The organism is Bacteroides sp. LFL-34, from assembly GCF_027257075.1.
Taxonomy (GTDB): Bacteria; Bacteroidota; Bacteroidia; order Bacteroidales; family Bacteroidaceae; genus Bacteroides; species Bacteroides ovatus.
Genome location: NZ_JAPQKZ010000014.1, coordinates 92,583 through 115,387, shown reverse-complemented (window position 1 = coordinate 115,387; position 22,805 = coordinate 92,583). Strand labels below are relative to the sequence as shown.

Sequence of the window (22,805 nt, the reverse complement as noted above, 5' to 3'; positions counted from 1 at the left end):
GCATGAGACAAGTAATATGACAGACATTCATCTATTGGGAATACGTCATCACGGGCCGGGCTCCTGCCGGAACATCCTGCAGGAACTTGAGCGTATCCGTCCCGACCTCATACTGCTTGAGGGACCGGCGGAGGCCGAGGCTCTCATGCCGTTCGTCTCCTACGGGCAGATGAAGCCTCCGGTAGCCCTGCTCGGCTATCAACCCGATGTGCCGCAGAATGCCGTATTCTATCCGTTTGCCGACTTCTCGCCGGAATGGCAGGCTTTGCGCTATGCTCTCCGGGAGAATGTCACCTTACGCTTCTTCGATCTCCCGCTTGCCCATTCCCTTGCCTTCGAAGCGGAAAGGAAGGATGGCAACGAGCCTGTAGAAGCGGATGATGAAGCTATTAAACAGCCGGGTGATCCGTTTGACCTGCTGGCAGAAGCTGCCGGCTATACTGACGGTGAATCGTGGTGGAACATGAACATAGAACAGCGCAGAGACGGCAGCGGCATCTTCGAGGCCGTCAAGGAAGCTGTGACCGCGCTCAGGGAAGCTCTCCCGGAACATACCTCCCGCAGGAACCTTGTCCGTGAAGCGTGGATGCGTCGCATGATACGAGCGGCCCAGAAGGAACCTTTCGGGTGCATAGCCGTAATCTGCGGGGCATGGCATGTCCCGGCACTGGAGAATATGCCGAAGGTGAAGGATGACAACGAGCTGCTGAAAGGGCTCCCGAAGGTAAAGGCGGAATGCACGTGGATTCCGTGGACGTATGACAGGCTCACCTTCCGCAGCGGTTACGGGGCCGGCATAGACTCTCCGGGATGGTATCATTACCTGTGGCATCATCCGGAAGATGACGGCACCTGGTGGGTCAGCCGTATAGCGGCCCTTCTGAGGAAGAAGGACATGGACATCTCGGTGGCCCACGTAATCGAGACAGTCCGTCTGGCGCAGACGACAGCTGCGTTGCGTGGATTGCCCGCCCCGACGCTTGAGGAATACAACGAGGCGGTGACCACCGTAATGGGCTTCGGGGACGATATGCTGCTGCAGCTCGTCAGGGAATCGCTCATCGTGGGCAACTGTCTGGGCAAAGTGCCGGAAGCGGTACCCAAAGTCCCTCTCCTGATTGACGTGGAACGGCAGCAGAAACGCTTGCGTGTTCCTTTCACGGCGGAAATAAAGGAGATGACACTTGACCTGCGCAAGGAGACCGACCTGGAACGCAGCCTGTTCTTCCACCGCCTGGCCCTGCTTGACATAGACTGGGCCAAGCCGGAAACCGCAGGCGGCAAGGGTACTTTCAAGGAAAAATGGAGTCTTTACCATAGACCGGAACAGATTGTCTGCATCATAGAACGGGCAGTCTGGGGCAATACCGTGGAGGAAGCCGTGCAGAAGTACGTCTCCGACCGCATGACCGGAATCACCAGAATCCCCGAACTGACGGGACTTCTTGACCGGGTCATTCCGGCCAACCTTCCGGAGCTTGTGGAAGCGATGACCATCCGTCTTGACCGTCTGTCGGCGGCATCCACAGACATTGTGGAGATGATGGAAGCGGTTCCCGACCTGGTGAACATCGTCCGTTACGGCGATGTCCGCAATCTGGATTTCAGCAAGGTGGGCAACATGCTCCGGGCCATGGTGGCACGTATCCTTGCAGGAGGTCTGCTCGTCTGCATCAACATCGACGAGGAGGCAGCCGGAGAACTTCTTGAACACCTGTCGGCTACCAACTATGCCGTATCCACGCTTGATGACGAAGAGCTGAACGGCATGTGGTATGGGTTCGTGCAGCAGATCCGCAATTCATCAGGAGCGCATCCGCTGCTCTCCGGGTACGCGGCACGCATACTCTACGACAAGGGCAGGATATCGCGTGAAGAGATGCGTGACACCTTGAGCTTCTATTCATCGGTGGGCAACGCACCTTCCGACATCGCATACTGGTTTGAGGGATTCCTGCGTGCATCAGGTTCGGTACTGCTGCTGGACGACAACCTGTGGCAGCTCGTGAACGGCTGGCTCTGCGGTTTGAGCGACGCAAATTTCATAGAACTGCTGCCGGTGATCAGACGTACATTCAGCAATTTCACTACAGCCGAGCGCCGCAAACTCGGCGAGAAGGCCAAAGGATTCGAATTGAACGGAACCGATACCGGAATCGCCTCCGGGGAACATTCCTGCAATGACGGGGATGCATCCAAAGTAATACCCCTGCTCGGCAGACTTCTGGGAATCGGATAAAAAAGGAACAGAACATGGAAACAGAATATTTGAAAAGATGGCGTATGGCTCTCGGCGGGAATGCCGCTGACGGGACGGGTGTAACGCTGACGGTGGAAGAACAGCGCCTTGACAGTTCGCTGGAAGCCGTCTATGACAGTGACCGCCGCGGCGGACTCGGGTCGTCGGCCCCAAAGGTAAGCCGCTGGCTTGGCGATATCCGGGAGTTTTTCCCACAGACCGTCGTGCAGGTCATCCAGAGGGATGCCATCAAGCGTCTGCATATCGATTCGCTGCTTACCGAGAAGGAGATGCTGGCAACAGTTGTCCCTGACGTACATCTGGTAGCTACACTGATGTCACTCGGCAGGGCCATTCCCGAAAAGAACAAGGACATGGCCCGTCAGGTTGTACGCAAGGTCGTGGATGACCTGCTGCGGAAGCTCTCTTCCCCGACCCAGCAGGCCGTCACCGGTGCTTTGAACCGTTCGGCGAGAAGGCGCAATCCCCGTTACAACGAGATAGACTGGAAGACGACCATCATAAAGAACCTGAAGAACTACCAGCCCCAGTACAAGACCGTCATTCCGGAAGTCAGGATAGGCTACGGCAGAAAATGCAAGGCTCTGAAGGACATCATTCTCTGTCTCGACCAGAGCGGTTCGATGGGAACCTCTGTCGTATATTCCGGCATCTTCGGTTCGGTACTGGCCTCCCTGCCGTCCGTCAATACGCGTATGGTGGTGTTCGACACTTCGGTCGTTGACCTTACCGATGACCTGCAGGACCCGGTTGACCTGTTGTTCGGTGTCCAGCTCGGCGGAGGAACCGACATAGCCAGGGCCCTGACTTACTGTCAGGGTGTGATCACACGGCCGCAGGACACTGTGCTGGTACTGGTGACCGACCTCTATGAAGGCGGTGACGAGAAGGAGATGCGCAAGCGTTTCGCCTCCATTGTGGCCAGCGGTGTGCAGCTGATTGTGCTTCCGGCCCTGAACGATGACGGGGCGCCCTGCTACGACAAGCGTAATGCCGAGTATCTTGCCGGTCTGGGTGTTCCCACATTTGCCTGTACGCCTGACAAATTCCCCGACCTGATGGCTGCGGCATTGAGCAAGCAGGATATCGGGATGTGGGCATCAAAGAATATCAAAGAAAAATAGAGGAATATGGAACTTTCAGATGAACTGTACGACAGAATCGAAGAACTGTCAGAAACGGGAAATGAGGCGATGGAAAGCGAAGATTACGCGAAAGCCATCTCCTGTTTCCAAGAGGCACTGGACATCCTTCCTGAACCGAAGGAAGACTGGGAAGCATATCTCTGGCTCGTCGGCTCAATCGGTGACGCCCATTTCATGATGGGGAACTACGGCAAGTCGCTGGAGTTTTTCCGCAAATGCTACAATATCGGAGAGACAGACAATCCTTTCATCCTGCTGCGCCTTGGCGAGAACTATCTGGAAATGGAGGATGAAACCAATGCAACTGAATTTCTTCTCCACGCCTATATGCTCGAAGGGGAAAAGATTTTCAAGGAAGACTGGAAATATTTCCAATGGCTGTCCGGGCATGTGAATCTCAAACAAAAATAATAACAAAATTATACGGCACTCATGAAAAAGGAAATAACAGACAGAATCAGGCTACTGGGCGGCAACGTAGCAAACCTGAAAGGGAATTCACTGAAAGAGGATCTCTGTGCCATTACATTCGATACGGCCTTGTTCCTTAAACCGGTGGACACGCCCTGGCTGGCTGCCGAAGATACAGAGCCGATTGAAGGTTTGGGCGATTGGGTGGATGAGCATATGGAGTTGTTCAATTCTGACAGGGAGGCGTTCTATAAGGAAATGACAGATACGTTCTTTACCTTGGATGAAGAACCTCGCCGCCAACTGTTTTGGGTTGCCAGACCATTTACGCCATTCCAAAAAGGGACACCGGATTTTGAAGAATGGAATGGTTGGTTTACGGATAATGCAGAGCTGGGTGAAATCATCAAGTATTCAAATTGTGCCACTCCGGATTTTGTAGAGCTGCTTTATACGGACGGTTATCCCAATTACTATCTCATCTGCCTGTCAGATAACGACCCTGAGAATCCTGTCGTCTGGAGTACGGATCATGAGGAATTTTTCACGGAAGTAACCAATGAGGGACGACTGAATGATTTTCTCGACAGGTTCATGACTAAGGAGGAATTCCTGAAATTGGTGAAAAGTAAACTTGAAGAGTGAATATAATAGTTGGATTAATGCTTTATTTTATAGCAAAGCTATAAGAATGGAGAAATTTCTTCAAAATAAATATAATAAGCGGTTTGCCCCCCCCTGAAAATCAGTTTGCCACAGAACATTATCAACCTCGAAAAATAAAAATATACGACATATGAATAGAATGTTGATACTATACATTTTTTTGTTGCTTTGCGGCACGGTTTCCGCACAACAAACAGTAGAATGGAATGATTTGCAGCCCCTGACGGATGATGCACACCGCACAGTATATTATAAAAAAGACAGTAAACGGCCGTTGCAGGGAAAATATCGCATTATACGAGGGCTTGACGAAGAACACGTGAAACTTTCAGACGGCATGATAAACGGTGACTATCATCGCTACCGTGACGGGGTATTGCGTGAGTCGGGCATATATGTCAAGGGCAAGCGTAACGGTACATTCACGGAATACTACCAAGACGGCGTTACTCCTCGAAAGGAAACACCCATACTACAAGGCAAGATAGACGGAACTGTAAAGACCTATTTCCGTAACGGAAAAATAGAGATAGAAAAGGAGTACAAACAGAGTGTGGAGAACGGGCGGGAACGTCGCTTTGCCAACAAGACGGGTAAGCAGATTTTTGAATCTCATTATATCGACGGGAAAAAAGATGGCGAGGAATGGGAAATCTTCGAGGACGGCCGCGCAATACGCAGCAAGACTACATGCCACTACCGTAATGGAAAACTCGACGGTTCGTATCGTGTGGAATCAACATGGGAGGGTAAACCCTATATAACCATTGAGGGACAATACACCGACGGTGAGAAATCAGGGCAATGGATACAGCATAACTATCAAGATAATACCCAAACCTGCACATGGCATGGTGAAGGTGGGGCTTAAACTTAGATGAAAACCGTCATCATAACACTACTTTTGACGGCTGCATCGGTCATGAGTTGCAAGCCGCCTATGCCTCCGACAGACAATGAGTCCGCCTGCACATCTTCATGCAAACAAGACCAACGGACAGCGGATGTTATTGGCGAAGCGGATATAATAACGGGGATTGCTTCCGATGATTTTCCCTCCCTTTTCATACAAGGCAATCATTTCCAGTTCCAACGCAAGAATGGATTATATGCTCCTTTGGGTATTGGGTTCATGGAGGTCATAGCCGAGCAGAACCCCGTCATACCATTATACCGGACAGCAACGTGCAAGGAGCCGGAAGATAGCATTGCACTGCATCAGTATCCGTTTGACAAGGATATTGCCGAGCGGAAAAGGAAGGATGACAATCCGCAGGAATGGCAGGACGGACAGAATAACGCTTCATGCAAAGATGGCAGATATTACTATCGTTACTCTTCGGAATCAGATACGTTAATGCCCTTGGCATGGAGATCCGGAAGCAACATACATGAATACTTAGAAGAGACGGCAAGTCTGACCTACACTTTTCCCATGCTCCGTTTTAGAGTGTTGGGCTTAATGGCGGGAAGGGCTGAAATTGTACTGAACGAGGAAAGCGGAAAAACGGCATGGATCAACTGTTCATCTGGGCAGATTATGATGCATGGAAACAGGATGCAACGCAACCGCAGCCTCATGCGGATAAATGGTATTCCAGCGAAAAGAACGCATGACTTTGACACCTACTATATCTCTTGGGAAGACTATCTTCGCATGGTGACGGTAGTCTGCTTCAAGGACAATACAGAAGTCCGAAAACCGTTTGAGGTACAAGGCGATACAATAAAGAGTGAACAAGGCTGGAAATTATGGAAACAAGGAGAAGAGCTACTGATAAAAGATATTATAGAATACTACCTTGAATAATGTCGGCTGCCGGACAAACGCCGGGGAACTCTTTCGGGCGGGACGGGGCGCGGGAAGTTTCGGCGAACAGCCGAAGCCCCGTGTGTCAAAGTGCAAGCGCAAGATAGTGAAAACCCTTTCACCCACGTTAGGGATTGCAGGGGAAAAGCCACAGCATAGCGAGGACTTGTAGCGGAAAGCCCGACCCGAAGGGGGAACGCCCAAACAACCACCCGAACAAACTGCTTTTTGGCAAGGATTGCATTTATGGAAAAATACGAAGTAGATTATAGTGAGTCATCCTATTTTGTTTTTTAATACAAACAATGCGATTTCGCCCAATAGCAAAGTCAAAAAGCTACCTATCCAAAGATAATAACCTGTTGACAAATGAAAAACTCCAAGAGTGCTTTCAATGCCCCGTTCCGGGTCTACGAATATCGGATTACAGTTGGGAGATTCAGTAAATAGTATAAAATTAGCCAACTAATTCATACACAAAGTTTTGTGAATTAGCTGGTTTTTTTGTATCTTTAGGTATTCCCCCGAAATTAAGGTTTGGCATCCAAAGTGGGGGAAATTCCTAAACCAAGATATGGCTAAGATACAAAATATTTCCGAAATTCACCCAACTTTGGGCTTTACAGAATTTGATATTCTGGAAAAATACCGCAAAAGTTTTAATGAGAGTGAGCTTGGCAGGCTTCACTCAGTGTTCCCGTTTGAACGCATGGCAAAAGCCGCAGGCCTGTCGGAACAGCGTCTGGGGCGCAGGAACATTTTCAGCCCTTCGGCAAAGATTGCCCTCATGCTCCTGAAATCCTACACCGGATTCTCCGACAGACAGCTGGTGGAACATCTGAACGGCAACATACACTATCAGATGTTCTGCGGAATCATGATAGACCCGTCCTTCCCCATAACCAACTACAAGATAGTCAGTGCCATCCGCAATGAGATGGCATCCCGTCTTGACATTGAATTCCTCCAGGAAGTGCTGGCCTCACACTGGAAACCTTATCTTGAGAACCTTCACGTGTGCATGAGCGATGCCACATGCTATGAGAGCCATATGCGTTTTCCTACGGACATGAAACTTCTTTGGGAAAGCATTGAATGGCTTCACAGACATATCTGTCAGCATTGCGGGGAGCTTGGCATAAGGCGTCCGCGCAACAAATATGCGGATGTGGAAGCGTCTTATCTGTCCTACAGCAAGAAAAGAAAAAGGAAGGTTTCACGGACAAGGATGCTCAAGCGCCGTATGATCAGGCTTCTTGAAAAACTCCTCATACAGAGGGATGGAATCCATAGGAAGTACGGTGTCTCACTCCGATACACACCGGATTACCGGAAACGGCTGTCCGTCATCAGAAAGGTCCTTGTACAGGAGAAGGAAATGTTTGAAGGCCGGAAGGTCAGTGACCGCATCGTCAGCATTGACCGCCATTATGTACGTCCTATCGTAAGGGGAAAGGAAACCAAGTCTGTTGAGTTCGGTGCAAAAGTGAACAATATACAGATAGACGGCATATCGTTCATCGAACACCTCTCGTTCAAGGCTTTCAATGAGGGTATACGTCTGAAGGACTGTATCCGTATGCAGCAGAAACTCATGAACGTGAGGGTAAGATGTGTGGCTGCCGATTCCATATACGCCAACAATGCCAACAGGAAGTTTTGCACGAAATACGGAATATCCACTTCCTTCGTGTGCAAGGGAAAGGCGGCAAAGGATGAGCAGTTGAGAAGGGTTCTCAGAAGTGAACTCTCAAGGGAGAGGGCTACCCGGCTTGAAGGCAGCTTCGGCACACAGAAGCAGCATTACTCGCTCTCAAGGATAAAGGCACGGAACAGGAAGACGGAAATCCTGTGGATCTTTTTCGGAATACATACGGCAAATGCCGTACTGATGATTGACAAGATCAGGAACAGGACGGTTAAAGCGGTATGATATGATTTTACTGACAGAATCAAAAGAGGTCATCAGACTTCTTCAGGAAAGTCTTGTCTTGACGGATAAAATTATGTGAGAAAACAACGAAAAACTACAATAAAAATGGCATAGGAAGTGATGATGCGCCATCATCTTCATATGCCATCTTATTTTTTAGGGACATTTACTGAATATCCCTACAGTTTAACCTGCCAACGGGTACGATATTAATTAAACGTTTACGTCTTTTGCCGCATTAACCCAGCCTGTTGTCTCTGCATCAAACTGGATCGGATTCAACACAGCCTCTCCCTGATCAGTATAACCACCACCGAAAATCAACGTGTAGATATAGCGCTTGCCCTGTTCCCATGTATCTCCGAACGGAACATAAATTGTTTTGTATTCGCTTGCTGAACCCAACAGATAAGCTCCGGACTGCCGGATTTTGCAGGCGATCTCCAGATAACATTGCTTCGCATTATCGGCCTGCTCCTTGGTTTTGGTGCCTGTTTCGGAAACTTTCCAAGCAGTCAGCTTCTGTGGTATATTCAGCATAGGAGTATCTGTGGTAATATTGGTAACTGGGTCATTACCTTTGACCGTGATGTTTGTGTTTTGCACTACGGTATATGGGAATGAATGTGTTAAATCAGGCGAACTCCAACTTCCCGTTTCCTCGTCTGTCTTAGGCAATGTGAAGGTGCCGCTAAATTTGATATTATAAATCTTGATGTCCTTGATGTCCACCTCCATGTTAGCATATTCGGTCTTTGCTTTGAATACGACCTGTGACAGAATATGTTTGAAATTAAATTTCACTACTCCGTTGTTCATGTCTTTTGTCCGGTCTTTGGCCATGGCATACATCACGTCGTAGTTTTCATGAGTACCGGCTCCATACTCATCGATGCAGGTATAACTTATCTTTTGGACAGTCCCGGAGGCTTCCCACATATAATTCACCATCATGTCTTCACTAACCGTTCCGGGATTGAACGCGTAAAAGTCCAAAGCCTCGGTAGGCCAATAACGAAGGTCGCTCGCATTGTCATAATCCCACTTACCATTTTTGTACACGATCTTCACTCCGTCATGTCCAAAATCCGTGTCTACCTTTCCCATGAAGGCAGTACCATCCGCCGTAAAAGCGAACACGTCGAAATCGGTGTTCTTCAAGTTGGTGTTGGTAGTAGGGGTAGCCCTCGTTTCCGCCGCATTACTTAACACGTTAAAACCAATCGCATTTCGTGAGGAGGTTTCCACATTCGCAATCTCCTCGTCTGAGCAACCCATCAACAATGTTCCAAAGATTGCCCCAAGCATTACTGTACTTTTTTTCATAAAATGAAAATTGTTAATAAATATAATTAATAAAACTCGATTACAACACTATATCCATATTCACATCATCCCAATCATCAACGTCCACATCAAATCCCGCACCGTCACTTCCCGGCTCGGATGGTACCTCATAATCAAAATTCAACACCAGATGCACATCACCGACATGCCCCACTACCGGGACATCATGCACTTGGCCGCTCACGTCCTGTTCCAATACAGACATGCTGCCGGAACGGTTCTTGAGATACAGCCGGAAAACATTGGGCTCTCCTTCAAGTGCGGAATGTCCAAACGTATAGAATCCGCCTATAATCTGATTCCGTGAAACCATTCCATCAAAGAGCAGGCTCTCCGAAAGACCGGCGGGCAAACTGTCGCCGGACATGTTAAGCGAGCCGGACATGCCGGAAAGAGCGGCCCGCAAATCCGCCACCCTGTCCAGTCCCCGAAGACCGTTCACCTCATACGTGTAGTGACATACCATGTTTACGGGAGTCAGCCGTACTATCTCCGCGCTTCCTCCCGGAATGTCCTTGAGGATAACTCTGTCTATATGGTCGCCACACAGCCAGGGTGGGGTGACGGCCATTGTCCGGTTATCCGGCGACCGAACATCACGCGTATCGGCAGTAAAAAGCGTGTAACTGCCGTTTTCTTTCCAAACCATCCCGTCGGTATCGTAGTTGAAGCAAATTACCCGGTAATCATTCTCGGGGAGCTCCACTTCCCCATCCTCTCCTCCGGGGAAATCAAATATCCACGTGTTGCTTTCATCGTCGGTCGGATAAAATACGACCCTCATGCCTTCAGGCTTGTCATGATTGGAAATCTTGGTCCAGTCGAATATTACCCGCACCGTGGCAAAGTGCGGATGATCGTAACATAAATCCTTATGCTCACAAGCCGTCAGTCCCATCCATAAAAATATGAACACCAGACTAAAGCGTATCCGTATCACTGCCTGCCTCCTTTCTTCCGGCTATAATTCCCCCGCCCGATCAACCACACCAAAGAGATACCCGCCTTGGTCGGGCCGAACCAGCGGCGGTTTTTAGTGGTCTGCCATACATAGTGACCGTCCAAAGGGATGTACTCCTTGTACGATCCTCCAAGGTAGCCGATTCCCAACGTGAAATCCACATTGAACCGATGTCCCACAGGTAACGAGTAGCCGTAAGCCACGCCTCCCCCGTAACTCCATTTATCCCCCAAGTAACCTTTCCCACCCAATTCGAAATCATAGGTGACGATCTGCCCGTACAATCCGACATGATGCCCGGAAAACGGTTTTTCCACCGCTCTCCGACCGAACCAGCGGCGCAACTCCACATCTCCCCCATAGATACGCCAATAATTATGCTTCCGATCACTTTTCCACCAGGCATACATCCAATTCCCGGCCACAGACCAGTTCTTCCCCAAACAGAACTCAACCCCGATGTCAGGTATCAAAACAGCGTCATAAAGCAAGTTTGTTTTCACCGCCATGCAAAACGGCCGTTTCTTTACCGGAGCTATGACGGTAACGGTATCATGGATGCACAACGTATCACGTGTATGTATATATACCGTATCTCTGACGGGATTTATCGGATCACTATCATAGCATATTTTCACCATCGACGAACGAAGTTTCGGAAAATGGAATTTATACAAATATGAGTATGGCCTCCCCCCTTTCAGTCTTTTCAGTTCTCCCCCCCAATAAGGGCTGTCCTGGTTTTCCAAACGGACGATCTTCTCCAACAAACGAAGGACATCCTCCCTCTCCGGAACATTCACATCCGCTCTCACCATCGTTATAAGTCCGTTCCAGTCGCTTCCCGAAAAATGAAAATCCCTCTCCAATACCGGAATCTTTATATAAGGTGATATATACCGCCACAAAACCTCTGCTCGTTTTTCAGACAGCCTTCCATTCAACAGCCCCCCTCCTTCCGGGGAAGCTCCTCCTATTATTTGAATTTTCCTGATAAGACGGACGGAGTCGTTCAATGCGGAACAGATTTTAGCAAACCGCTCCATCTCGTTCCCATTGTCAAGTAAACATGTATCTATATTTACCTTTCCTTGATGAAAATAGATCCTTACCGAATCACGCTTCTCCTGAGCGGATATTTCTCCGCTTATACTCAACACGAGCACGAACAATACACATTTAATATAAAAAAAACATCTTTTCGTCATTTAATCATTTGTTAATATGACAATCCAAACCCAGGCTTTTACACCCCTTGAATTTCGACCGCAAAAATACATACCTATAAACCAGCTCCCAAAGCAAAAAACAAGTATTTTAAACTTATAAATACTTAAAAAGACAACCACACAACAGCTACAACACTTACCACAGCAGCCAATCATGCTTACACAACAATTAAAAATACTTAACATCATAAAGAAAAGTACTTAAGCATACAAAAAAAAAAAAAAAAACAGTTATTTTTGCAGGAAACATCATACTTAATAACACTTAAAACAATAAAACACATGAAAATCAGCACAAAAGCCGCTACTTTTCTAAGTTCAATAAAAACTCAAACTTACGACAAAAAAGAAAGAGAAAAGATAATAACGTATCAACAAAAACGTGTCTTTCATCTATCCCTGCTCATGCTGGCCTTATGCGCACCCATATACATATTTTCAGTTCCATTTCCCAATGAACAGTTTTATTATATTAACAGCGCATTATTCCTGTTTATCATTATGTGTACTCTCGCTTATTTTAAAAAGAGAGTAAATCTGACCACGACCTTTTCCATTATACTGATAGCCATACATATCGAGATTTTTATCGAAATAATTTATTGCTCAATATGTAGCGGATATGAATATAGTTATCAAAGAGCATTGATAATGAGTAACATTACTATCTCTCTCTTATTTACCATGCTTTCCATCTGTGCCTATATGAGTAATATCTCCATCCTATTGTCCTCCCTTACCATAGCTTCCTATACAATCTGCACACTTATCACCGACGAACCGTTCCTATACAGTTATCTGCCTTTGGTCATCATCATATACACCATGATCCCCTTATTAGGAAGATCCTTACACAGTAATATCAGCAGCTTGCTAAAAAGTAGCAACTTGCTAAAAGAGGAAGAGGAAATGCTTTTGAAACGTCTCCAAATGAAAAAGGAAGAACTATTCGCGTTCGCCGAGTTGTTAAGCGAGAATAACCCGGAAGAAAAGACAAGCTCCCTGTTAAACATAATAGGGGAACAATCCAAAGAAAATCTTTTTACAGCCCTTGCCGCATACCAGAAAAAGGAAAAAAGTAAACTTGATACAATCAGGAGAATATATCCCAATTTATCCCCGTCCGAATTAAACATCTGCCGTTTAATACTGCAAGACAAGACCGTCAGCCAAATATGCGAATTATTACATCGGAGTAGCGGAAACATAACCAGCCAACGAGCGAACATACGTGCCAAACTCGGACTGAAAAAAAGCGACAATTTAAAAGAAGCATTACAAGAACGCATGAGGCTGTATGAAGAAGAACACCGGCAAGAGGACTTTTCAGCCATGCGTTAGGGATTGCAGAGTAAAGCCCACAGCCTTTAGGCGAGGACTTGAAACGTAAAGCCCGACCGTCCCACGGGAACGCCCAAAAGAAAAAAAATCCCCCGAACATTCATCCGGGGGACATTCAGGTCGTCACGTCAATTGTAATATATCTGTTATTTAATTTTTCACCTGAAAACTAATCCCGGGGAAACCATTGCATGAATATTCATCTGCCTTTAACACATCTAAAAGCAAAAAGTCCCTTGGCGCACCGGCGTCACAGGAACTTTTCACATATAAAAGACACATGTTCTTTCACTGTATGCGTATATATTCCGAATACCTGATTTCCACATACGGGTTGTCACTGGAAATGGACTGATGGATAGCCTTTACACGCTTCCAGAACCACCATCCCTTGTATTCTACCCAAACCGCCTGATTGAGGGTTACCGGAACTTTGATGTCGCCTTTGAGCCGTTTGTTCTCGATCAACCCGGTAAGTTGGATATACGGTGTAACCATCTCCACCTTCTGCCGCAGCAGTGGAACGGTATCACGGATAATGAGCGTGTCACGGATGGCGGCATCTATCGGGGCTTTCACTTCGACTTCATGCCGTGCAGCCACTTCGAGGTTCCTGATTTTCACGCCTAGCCTTTCGATGGTCTCGGCATCCTTGGCACGGAACTCTTTATACTCATCTATAGTCAGCCGCAATGCCTTGGCATCGAGGACCATCGTCGCTGAATCGATCTGCATCCGCTTCACATCGGAAAGCAGTGCGGTGCTGTTCATGCGGAATCGGTCGCGTTCTTCCGTGAGGCGTATTGTCCGCCGGTGCTGCAGCCAGAGGATGCTACAGAGCAGCAACACCGTTGCCAGAAGTATTCTGTTTAATCTACTCATATGATACTGATTCTTCGGGGATGAACCACAGAAATTCATCCATATAGATTTCTTCCAACAATACAAGGCCGCCCCGGTTCTTTTTTCGGTTCTGCGGGAGGTCTTCAACGACCAGTCCACGGCGACCGACCAGTTCGTCCAACCTCATTTCGGAGAGTTCAGGCGAAGCGATGATGGTAACGTATGCATTCTTTTTCATAACTGGTCTTTCCACGATGTTTTTACTTGTGCGTTCCCTGACATTTGAGAAGTTCACGGATATCGGCACGGATTTCGTGCAGGTCATTCTGTACCGTGTTGAGCTGCATCATGGTTGCCTCGAACACGGACTTGTCCAGCTTCATGGCGTTGATACGGTCATACTGGTTCTTGATTTCCACTTCCAAACCGATACATTTGGTTTCCAGTTCTGCAATTTGGGCGGTGTTGTTGACATGCTGTATGTACAGTGTCAGCGAGAACGAGAGTACCACGACAATGATCTTGAAGTACTTCATTACAAATTCTTTGAGTTGTTCCATATCTTATTCCATTAAAAGTGAGAATGCGTCCCTGATAGCCCTCAGCAGAGTCTCGGCTGCCGCACTATCCCGGAACCCATAGATGACAAGCGCGATCATCATCGCCAGATAGACCCACCAGGCGATTTCTTCCTTAGTGATTTTACGTTTCCGCTTCGCCATCTTTTACAGGATTTTGGGGTACGATTACATTGAAGATAACATTGCCGTCGCTGCCTTCGATACGCAGGCGGTTCTCCTCCTTGTGCCTGATGGGGAAGATATCCATCAGCGCCTTGGCGGCATTGACCGACACGGCCCTGAGCGGTGCCGGAGAGAGCGGCACACCGAAACGGTCTGTATAGTCCGAAGTGGCCGTCTCGTCCATGATTGCCTTGAGAGTCTCGGTCACCTGCAGCTTTACAGCCATCGTCTCCATCTCGAACCGTTCCGAGGAGAGCAATGCCTTGATATGTGCCAGCACATGCGGTTTGTTCATCAGGTAATTGGCCGAAGCATACGGGTTCTTCACCGTATCCTCACCGAATACCTCCACAAAGCATTTTTTCGGCCGTCCGGCATATTCCAGCCCGCCGTTCACATAGAGGTTGCAGAATTGCAGCTCCTGCTCCGTGAGCGGTTTCTCTTCCGGCCTATCCTGCGTGTTCGTTATCTTGTCTGACATCGGTTCTTCCTTCCTTTTCTGAAAGAGTAGCGGGTTTGTATCCCGGAGGTTTTACAAAATCCGCCTTTTCATTGAGCAACTGCTCCATTAATGCGTCATAGAATACCTGGGCCAACGCATCGGCACACGCCTCCGCATCCGCTAGCGAGTTGATGAGCCGCAGGTTGAACTTGATTTCCAGGTCGTAGCCCGATATGAACGCCATCAGTTCGTTCCCGTCATAGCCCAGCGCCCCGTAGGTCATCCGGTCCGCCGTACGGAATGTAATGGTCTCGGGAATCTGTTCCCGGTCAATGCCTTGGGCTTCCTTATTCGTGTCCATACTCATATCTTGAAATATTTACGGGTTTTCTCTTTCTTCTGCGTAGCGATTGCCGCCCCTTCCGTCTGGCGCAGACGGGAGGTATAGACCCCCAGGATGTCAAGCGTGGCCGTCACATCCGCAGCCGCATCGTGGGCATCGTCCAGTTCCACCCCCAATTTTGAGGCTACCAGTTCCAGTTTATACGAAGTAACCTCCGGATCAGCGGCAAAAGCCAACCGTCCCATGACAAGCGTGTCGATGTAGTGCGGCTGGAAGTTGCCGTAATAGTCCTTGGTACCGGAAAAGGTCTTTTCAAACTCGGCGGCCAGTCCGGCATAGTTCATCAGCTGTTGCAGGAATCCGATATCGAAAGCGATGTTCTGTCCGACCAGCACGGGCTTGCACTGATAGCCCTTCGAGAGGGTGCTGCGTTTGGCGAAGGCGATGACTTCTCCGGCGACTTTCTTCATGTCCACACCCTGTGTGCGCAGCATCTCCATGGTAATGGCGGAATAGTCCAATGCCGTCTGTTCGTACTTCATCGGGACATATTCCGGTTCTTTCGCCTGTTCATGGCGGGTACGCAACACCTTGCGTCGGGGAAGCCCCGCGTCCTGTTTCCCGTAGGGGGCGATATACGCCTGATAGCGGTCGAATACCTGCCATGTGTCGAAACGGACGGCTTGCAGGGCGATCTGTGTACAGGCGCATTCACGGCAGTCCAGCCCTCCGGTCTCGAAGTCCAGCCCGATGCCTACATATATCTTCTGTTCTGTCTTGGGTGCCATATCTTTTCAGGATTGAATGAATAACAATGAGTTCCTATAGGTCTGTAATGTATTGCATCCGTTGTAGTCGCTGTAACGGATGACGGCAGTGAGGATGACCACCCGGTCTTTGAGCGACTGGATCACGGTGTGGTGTTCCATGTAATAGTCGTTCCAGCATACACATTCCGCCAGACGGTTGTTCTGGGAGAGTGTCAGCTTGGCGAAACGCTTCCGGCTTCCCGTCTCCCTGTCCTTGTAGGTATGTTCGGTTACATCCACCACCGTGGCGCAGACAGTCGCACGCCTGCCGTCGTTCTCGTCCCGTGCCACCTCGTCCAGGGTCAGGTAAGAGGCTTTTCCCTTGACCTGCCTGCGGGCTTCCGAATTGTTGAAGATGCGGCGATAATCGATGCTGCCTATGCCCGACACGGCAATCTGCTGCTGCGACCAGAAGAAATGCCGCCCGCGCATGTCCTGCGGGAAGTCTTTTTCAGAAAGGGAGAATCCCAGTTCCCGTGCTGCGCGTTCGAGCAGCGCGCAGCGTTCGGTAACCGCCCCGACTTTTTCGATACGGTCGAAGCATCCGGCAAGGATCATGTGCTTGACATGCCGGGCGTTCACGGGGACTTTCACGGCCTCTTCCGCGTTGTCGGGGTCGTCCCAGTAACTGTATTTCTTGAGTTTGTAACGGAATATGCGGTGGATGAAGTTCTCGATACCGGTATATGCCCCGCCCCGGTCGCGTTCCGTGACGATGTATTCCACTGTCTTGACACCGACCTGTTTGATACGGGTAAGCGACCAGAAGATTTCATCGGTGGCATAGTCGGTGAAGAACTCCGTCCCGGAGCGGTTGATGTCCGGCGGCACGATCTTGGCCGACGAGCAGCGTTCCATCTCCGCCATCAACGAAGGAATCTCCTTGTCGTCCGCCCATTGCAATGCCACCGTGTAGAATGCCGAGGGGTAATTGGCCTTGAGCCATGCCCCGCAATAGGCTGTAAGGGCGTATGCCGCGGCATGGGAACGGTTGAACGAATATTTCCCGGCTACCTCTATCTTGTGCCAGATTTCCTCCGCCTCATAGTCCGGGCATCCGTTCCCGACGGCTCCGGCAATGAAATCCGCCTTCAGCGTGGCCATCAGGTCGGCTTTCTTCTTTCCTATGGCCTTGCGCAGATAGTCGGTCTTCCCGAGGTCGAATCCCCCGAGCGTATGAGCAACGGACATGAACTGCTCCTGGTAGACCATGATTCCGAAAGTGTTCTTCGTTGCTTCATAACAGCCGTAGTTATAGACCGGGGCCACTTCGCCACGCCTGAAACGGACATAATCATCGGTGGCACCGATGTCGAGTGTGGCGGGACGGTACAGGGCATTGATGGCGATCAGGTCCTCGATACACTCCGGCTGTACATCCTGGATAAACCGGGTAATGCCCGGCGAAGAGAACTGGAACACATTCTGCGTGTTGCCGTCCGAGAGCAGTCGGTAGGTCTTCCCGTCTTCCAGCATATCCTGCGTAATACGCCCGATAGTAAGTTCCTGCCCGAAATTCCGGTTGACCAACGCGATGACGGCACTCAGTTTGGCAAGTTCCTTTGTCGCCAGCACATCCTCCTTCAACAATCCGATCTCATCGACCGAATAGCCGTCGAACTCCGATACCAGTGCCCCGTCCATCTTACGGACCGGCAGGAAATCGAAGCATTCGGCGGGCCTGCCGTCCCGCGTGTCCGGTGTGACAACGATGGCCGAGGCGTGTATGGAGGCCGCTTTGGGCTGTCCGAGCAATCCTTGCACGTCCTCGATGACCAGCGGATAGGTCTGGATAAAGTCCCGAAGTTTTCTGTTGAAGGCAGCCTGTCTGAACAGTCCTGTCCAGTCCGTGCCGTCATCTATCATGGCGGTAATATAGTTCACGATGGAGTGAGGCACGCGGTGTACGCGTGCCACGTCCTTCAAGGCGGCTTTCAGTTTCATCGTGGTAAAGGTGCCGGCGGAAAAGACACGCTGGCGGCCGTCCGCGTTGTACCGTTCTTCCAGGTAATCCTTGATCTCCTGCCGCCGGTCGGAGGCATAGTCGACATCTATGTCCGGCAGCGAAGCGTGGCCGCCTTCTGTCAGTCCTTTGTCCACAAAGGCATCCATGACCGTCAGCGGTCCGTCTGCTTTCCTGATTCTTATATGTGTTACTTTCATCTGATATATTTCTTGTATCGTATTATCGCGCTTACCGTCTGGCGGCTGACACCGTACTGTTTTGCCAGGCTGTTCTGGGAAGCCTGGCCGGAGGAATACCTCACCCGTATCTCTTCCGCCTGCCCGTTGGTCAGTTTGGCGTTCACGCTTTTCTCGCCGTAATCCCGTTTGAGGCCACCCGCTATGGCATGTTCCATATTCCGCTGGTGCGTACACATTTCCAGGTTATCCGCACGGTTGTTGTCGCGGTTCCCGTCGATATGGTTCACCTCCAGTCCCGGATTCCAGTCGGGCAGGAAGTGCTGTGCCACCAGACGGTGCACGGAGAACTTCTTTCCGACACCGCCCTTGTAGAGTCGGACACAGTCATAGAGCGAAGTCGTCCCACACCAATGACACATGATACGTTCGGGTTGTGTCCAGGTGATACCGTCATGCGAAACTTGCCGTTCCAGACTCTTGACACGCCCGAGGTTGCTGATCTTGTACTTTCCTTCATAGTTCTTGATATCCACCCAGATTTCCCGGGTGTCAGCCATGGGTTATACGGTTTAGTGCTGTCTGAAAAATTCCCAGGTCTATCTCCACGCCGATGAACCGGCGTCCCGTATTCCGGCAGGCCACGGCTGTACTGCCGCTGCCCATCGCAAAGTCGAGGACGATGTCTCCTTCGTCGGTGTAGGTGCGTATCAGGTATTCCAGCAGGGCGACAGGTTTCTGTGTCGCGTGCAGGCAGGAGAGCTGCTTGTCCGTCTTGAATTTCAGCACACTGCGCGGATAGCGTTCCGTGGATATGTAATCCCGGAAATTATCGTGCTTCCGGTATATCTCGCCGGCATCGCATTTCCGCTGGTGTTCGGCCATCACGACCTTGCGCTTGTGCCCGTCCATCTTGATCGGATGATACTTCGGCAACCTGTCGTAAAAGACCAGAATGTCCTCGTGCGCCTTCATCGGCATACGCCTGGCGTTTAGGAAGCCTGTCGCCTGCGTCTTCTCCCATACCCAGGCATACCGCAGCCTGCGGAGATTGGAGCTGCCCAGCAGGCTCGTAAAAGGATGCTGGCAGAACAGCAGTACGGGAGTGTCAGGTCTGGATATGCCCTGTACAGCATTCCACATCCCGGGGATGTCTATCACGGCGTCCCATCGACAATGTGTCGTACCGTATGGAGGGTCTGACAATACCATGTCGGCAGTGATGCCTTCTTCAGCCAGCAGGGGCAGCACATCGAGTGCATCGCCCCGGTAAAGGTCGCAACCGTCATAGGGACGGTGGTGTTCGTAGGTCGGATTCATGGGTTTCGAGTTCCTTTAGGTTCCACAAGCAATCTCGGCGGTCAAAAAGGATTTCGTCGCCACACATCAATTCATCTGCGTATATCGTCCGCTCTTCTCCGTTACGGATTACCCGCATCCGGGCATCCGTGCACAGACGGTAAGTCTTGCCTTCAGATTCCATCTCCACATAGCGTTCGCCCTTGCCGAGTGTGATGTCCGGGGCAAGCACCGTCAGTTCGTCTTTCCAGCTGAGCCCGCAGCGTTCCGGCACGAGGAAGCGCGAGAAGATAAGGTCGTATTTCAGCGGGTCGATGGAGGTTATGCCAAGCAAGTAGGAAACCAGCGAGCCCCCGGCGGAACCGCGACCTATACCAGTTGCGATGCCTCTCCGGTGCGCCTCCCGCACCATATCCCACTGCACCAGGAAATAGTCCACATTGTCGGTCGATTCAATGATATAGACTTCCTCGTCCAGCCGTTCCCGATAGCGTTCCCGCTCCGGTTCCGGCACTTTCCGGTCCAGCCCGTCGTCAAGCAGTCGGAGGAACATCGTACGGCGGTCACCATACCGTTCCCGCTCTTCCGGTCGCATACGGTATTCCGGCATGAACATTCGCCCGGTCTCGAATGAGGCGTCCGCACGTCCGGCAATCTCCACCGTGGGACGGCACATGCGCCTAAACAGGGAATCGAAGTCCCATTGCCCGGAGAACAGAGGACGGAGCGTGTCATACAATTCATCCGCTGTCTTGAAATACTGGTCATCGCTCTGTTCATGGGCGGTTCCCGTGGCAATCTTGTTCACCACGATTCTGTACCCTGCATCGTCCTTGTCCATGTAGTAGCAGTCCGGAATCAGGACTGGTTCTACTGTAAATGAATCCGTGTCGGCATCATAACAGTTGCCGAAATAATATTTCAGGGCTTCCAGTTGCTCCCTGTCAATGCGGTCCGCCTTGTATTCGTTGGCATCAATCTGGTAATAGACCGCTTCGGCACCTTTTCGGATACGCTCCACCTGTTTGGGATGTCCGGTCATCCAGTAGACTGAACGGGTGGCAAAGACCGGCACACAACCTGCGGCATACATCAGCAGCTGTTCATAGCGGAGGGTGTTGTCTTCCGAATCGACCATGACGGCCCGTTGGATGCGCAGCAGATTATGCAGTCCCTCGTTATCCAAGGCATAAATCTTCAGCCCGACACGTTCTTCTTCGTGCGTCATTGTCAGCGAGTAGCCGAATATATGTTTCAGCCCGGTATTGGCGCACTCCTTCTGAAGGTTCAGCGTGGCGGCCATTGTATTACGGTCGCAGATGCCGACAGCCGTATGCCCGAGCCATTTCGCCTTGCGGCACAAATCTTCCGGCGAGCCGCAGGCGTTCAGCAGTTCGTAGGAGGTATGGATGCCGAGGTTCACGAAAGGTACATCGTGTACTGGAGGCTTGGGTCGGCCGATATATCTCAGCAGGTTGAAACGGAATTCTTCCCGCAAGTCATAATAGTACCAGTTCCTGCCGAACGGGAAGGCCACATGGAAGATTCCTTCTTCCATCAGCACATCCGGACTTTCCATCAGGTTGAACACGAGCTTGTCCCCGTCGCTGCGGAAAATGGATTCCACTCCCGACAGGTCGGCCGTGAAAAGCCGCCCGAAGCCGGGAATATCCACCACTTCCGTATCGACCGGGATATAGGTTATCCGTTGTGCATCGAGCCATGAGAAAAGTTCTTGTATCATCTTTCCTGTACTTTTTTGAGTTTGTATTCAAGGACGGACAGCAGGCGGCAGGCGAAAATCCCGTAGATTTCCGCTTCCGTGAGTTCGTCCCAGTCTTTGGCGGCATCGGCAATGTCCGCGATGAAAACCTCGAAATAGGGTTTCAGCCGTTCCGCCGTCCGCTTTACCGACTCGACGGCATCACCATCGTAACCGATGACTACAGTTCTGACGCCTTTCGATTGCAGCTTGTAGATCTGTACATCGGATATTTTCTTTCCGAAAGTGGCCACGGCTGCGACATGGGAATTGTCATAGAGTTCGAGTCTGCGGGTCAGGGCGATGACATCGAAAATACCTTCCGCGAGGATGACCGTATCGGTTTCATCCATACGGACGGCATCGTAGTTATAAAGGAGTTTGGAAAAGTCGTTTTCCGTGGAGTTCCGGTAACGCAGGATCCTGTACCCGCCGCTATGTCTGGTCTTGCGGTTGTGGGCGTCTATATCCTCTTTCGGCCAGGTATGGCGGGAGACATAGCCGACAACCGTACAGTCATCGATGACCGGAAAAACGACATAGTCAGCGTAGCGCGGATTGAGCCTGCCGGTTATCCCGACCGGGAAATACTCGTAATCGTCGAAACAGAAGCCGCGCCGCTGCAAATACGGATGCCGGAAAGTGCGCTTGTAAAAGTCCGGCAATTCGACCGGCACCAGTTCGTCGTCTATTTCTTCCGCCTCGTCCTTCTCCAGCAGGTGCAGGTTCAACGGTGCGGCAATGTCGGCTGTCTGCAAAACCATCAGGTCCATGCGACCGATAGCCGCCAGAAGTTGCTCCAATGTACGGGTGGATGCCCCGCAGGAGAAGCAGTGGGCCATGAAAGGCCAGCGGTGGGCAGTCGCCTTGCCGATGTAGATACCGAACTTACCGCCCGACTTTCCGCAGAACGGGCAGCGCGGAACGATAAGGTTCTTACCGCTCCCGTCCCGTTTGGCACCCGTCTCGCGGGTTATCTCCGAAACCAGATATTGATATTCCTGTACCGACAGTTCCATATTAAGGTATAGTCGTGACCGCTACAGGTTGGTTTGAAATGTTTGGAAAAAGAATCCGGATTAGCCCAATAAAAATAGACCGGCAGAATCATGGAAGGTCTGTTCCACCCAAAGGAAAAGAGAAATTGTCTTCCCGGCTGGACAAAAAAGACTGCTTTTGTCCAATCGATAAAACAATATATAAATAAGGAGATTGAAAATCAGCATTGGCTGATTTTCAGGTGTAGAGATGTACTTTTCTAAAATGATCACTCTCTACATAAAAAAAGCGTATTTTTTGTGCAGTACAATAAATATACT

At 50.1% G+C, this 22,805-nt stretch carries 23 protein-coding genes; 8 read left to right on the top strand and 15 right to left on the bottom strand.

The window, feature by feature from the left end:
• The first annotated feature begins 16 nt into the window (after positions 1–16).
• From N5O98_RS10900 to N5O98_RS10870, 7 genes are all read left to right on the top strand, one after another.
• Positions 17–2,239, top strand: a complete 2,223-nt coding sequence (locus N5O98_RS10900) for a DUF5682 family protein (protein WP_004328516.1) — start codon at positions 17–19, stop codon at positions 2,237–2,239.
• Positions 2,240–2,253: 14 nt separating this feature from the next.
• Positions 2,254–3,384, top strand: coding sequence for a vWA domain-containing protein (locus N5O98_RS10895; protein WP_004328515.1), 1,131 nt, complete (start codon positions 2,254–2,256; stop codon positions 3,382–3,384).
• A gap of 6 nt (positions 3,385–3,390) precedes the next feature.
• Positions 3,391–3,816: a tetratricopeptide repeat protein gene (locus tag N5O98_RS10890; protein WP_117719810.1), complete on the top strand. Its 426-nt coding sequence runs from the start codon at positions 3,391–3,393 to the stop codon at positions 3,814–3,816.
• Positions 3,817–3,837: 21 nt separating this feature from the next.
• Positions 3,838–4,461 (top strand): hypothetical protein, encoded by a 624-nt coding sequence (locus tag N5O98_RS10885; RefSeq protein ID WP_004328513.1) that lies wholly within the window; start codon positions 3,838–3,840, stop codon positions 4,459–4,461.
• 151 nt (positions 4,462–4,612) lie between these two features.
• Positions 4,613–5,353, top strand: a complete 741-nt coding sequence (locus N5O98_RS10880) for a toxin-antitoxin system YwqK family antitoxin (RefSeq protein WP_004328512.1) — start codon at positions 4,613–4,615, stop codon at positions 5,351–5,353.
• A gap of 6 nt (positions 5,354–5,359) precedes the next feature.
• Entirely contained in the window at positions 5,360–6,292 is a 933-nt protein-coding gene (locus N5O98_RS10875) for a hypothetical protein (protein WP_117515197.1), read from the top strand.
• Between the two features lie 574 nt (positions 6,293–6,866).
• Positions 6,867–8,225, top strand: a complete 1,359-nt coding sequence (locus N5O98_RS10870; protein WP_117677899.1) for a transposase — start codon at positions 6,867–6,869, stop codon at positions 8,223–8,225.
• Positions 8,226–8,438: 213 nt separating this feature from the next.
• Here the strand turns inward: N5O98_RS10870 and N5O98_RS10865 are convergent, their stop codons facing one another.
• The 3 genes from N5O98_RS10865 to N5O98_RS10855 are packed head-to-tail and all read right to left on the bottom strand — an operon-like array spanning position 8,439 to position 11,741.
• On the bottom strand, positions 8,439–9,551 hold the full coding sequence (locus N5O98_RS10865) for a fimbrillin family protein (protein WP_269495661.1): 1,113 nt from the start codon (positions 9,549–9,551) through the stop codon (positions 8,439–8,441).
• A gap of 40 nt (positions 9,552–9,591) precedes the next feature.
• The gene (locus tag N5O98_RS10860) at positions 9,592–10,512 is read right to left on the bottom strand and encodes a DUF5119 domain-containing protein (RefSeq protein WP_117849248.1); all 921 of its coding nucleotides are present in this window, start codon (positions 10,510–10,512) and stop codon (positions 9,592–9,594) included.
• Positions 10,509–11,741 (bottom strand): DUF3575 domain-containing protein, encoded by a 1,233-nt coding sequence (locus N5O98_RS10855; protein ID WP_117849247.1) that lies wholly within the window; start codon positions 11,739–11,741, stop codon positions 10,509–10,511. The genes N5O98_RS10860 and N5O98_RS10855 overlap by 4 nt, the downstream gene beginning before the upstream one ends.
• A gap of 303 nt (positions 11,742–12,044) precedes the next feature.
• On the opposite strand from N5O98_RS10855, the gene N5O98_RS10850 reads away from it, so the two are divergent.
• The gene (locus N5O98_RS10850) at positions 12,045–13,103 is read left to right on the top strand and encodes a LuxR family transcriptional regulator (RefSeq protein ID WP_269495657.1); all 1,059 of its coding nucleotides are present in this window, start codon (positions 12,045–12,047) and stop codon (positions 13,101–13,103) included.
• A 288-nt stretch (positions 13,104–13,391) separates the two neighbouring features.
• Here the strand turns inward: N5O98_RS10850 and N5O98_RS10845 are convergent, their stop codons facing one another.
• From N5O98_RS10845 to N5O98_RS10790, 12 genes are read right to left on the bottom strand one after another with little or no spacing between them, the layout of a single operon-like run.
• Complete coding sequence (locus N5O98_RS10845; protein WP_008860767.1) at positions 13,392–13,985, bottom strand: DUF6549 family protein; 594 nt, start codon at positions 13,983–13,985, stop codon at positions 13,392–13,394.
• Positions 13,978–14,184 (bottom strand): hypothetical protein, encoded by a 207-nt coding sequence (locus N5O98_RS10840; protein WP_008860768.1) that lies wholly within the window; start codon positions 14,182–14,184, stop codon positions 13,978–13,980. Before N5O98_RS10840 ends, N5O98_RS10845 begins: the two co-directional genes overlap by 8 nt.
• A gap of 22 nt (positions 14,185–14,206) precedes the next feature.
• Positions 14,207–14,506, bottom strand: a complete 300-nt coding sequence (locus N5O98_RS10835; protein ID WP_004322861.1) for a hypothetical protein — start codon at positions 14,504–14,506, stop codon at positions 14,207–14,209.
• 3 nt (positions 14,507–14,509) lie between these two features.
• Positions 14,510–14,668, bottom strand: a complete 159-nt coding sequence (locus N5O98_RS10830) for a hypothetical protein (RefSeq protein WP_008860769.1) — start codon at positions 14,666–14,668, stop codon at positions 14,510–14,512.
• Positions 14,649–15,170, bottom strand: a complete 522-nt coding sequence (locus N5O98_RS10825) for a hypothetical protein (protein WP_009316566.1) — start codon at positions 15,168–15,170, stop codon at positions 14,649–14,651. Before N5O98_RS10825 ends, N5O98_RS10830 begins: the two co-directional genes overlap by 20 nt.
• The gene (locus tag N5O98_RS10820; RefSeq protein WP_009316565.1) at positions 15,139–15,498 is read right to left on the bottom strand and encodes a hypothetical protein; all 360 of its coding nucleotides are present in this window, start codon (positions 15,496–15,498) and stop codon (positions 15,139–15,141) included. Before N5O98_RS10820 ends, N5O98_RS10825 begins: the two co-directional genes overlap by 32 nt.
• Positions 15,495–16,262: a 3'-5' exonuclease gene (locus N5O98_RS10815; RefSeq protein ID WP_008860772.1), complete on the bottom strand. Its 768-nt coding sequence runs from the start codon at positions 16,260–16,262 to the stop codon at positions 15,495–15,497. The genes N5O98_RS10820 and N5O98_RS10815 overlap by 4 nt, the downstream gene beginning before the upstream one ends.
• A gap of 6 nt (positions 16,263–16,268) precedes the next feature.
• Entirely contained in the window at positions 16,269–18,446 is a 2,178-nt protein-coding gene (locus N5O98_RS10810; protein WP_009316564.1) for a helix-hairpin-helix domain-containing protein, read from the bottom strand.
• On the bottom strand, positions 18,443–18,985 hold the full coding sequence (locus N5O98_RS10805) for an HNH endonuclease (protein ID WP_004322855.1): 543 nt from the start codon (positions 18,983–18,985) through the stop codon (positions 18,443–18,445). Before N5O98_RS10805 ends, N5O98_RS10810 begins: the two co-directional genes overlap by 4 nt.
• Complete coding sequence (locus N5O98_RS10800; protein WP_117719653.1) at positions 18,978–19,745, bottom strand: DNA-methyltransferase; 768 nt, start codon at positions 19,743–19,745, stop codon at positions 18,978–18,980. Before N5O98_RS10800 ends, N5O98_RS10805 begins: the two co-directional genes overlap by 8 nt.
• On the bottom strand, positions 19,711–21,468 hold the full coding sequence (locus tag N5O98_RS10795) for a PHP domain-containing protein (RefSeq protein WP_117677904.1): 1,758 nt from the start codon (positions 21,466–21,468) through the stop codon (positions 19,711–19,713). Before N5O98_RS10795 ends, N5O98_RS10800 begins: the two co-directional genes overlap by 35 nt.
• On the bottom strand, positions 21,465–22,505 hold the full coding sequence (locus tag N5O98_RS10790; protein WP_117677905.1) for a toprim domain-containing protein: 1,041 nt from the start codon (positions 22,503–22,505) through the stop codon (positions 21,465–21,467). Before N5O98_RS10790 ends, N5O98_RS10795 begins: the two co-directional genes overlap by 4 nt.
• Between the last annotated feature and the right edge of the window lie 300 nt (positions 22,506–22,805).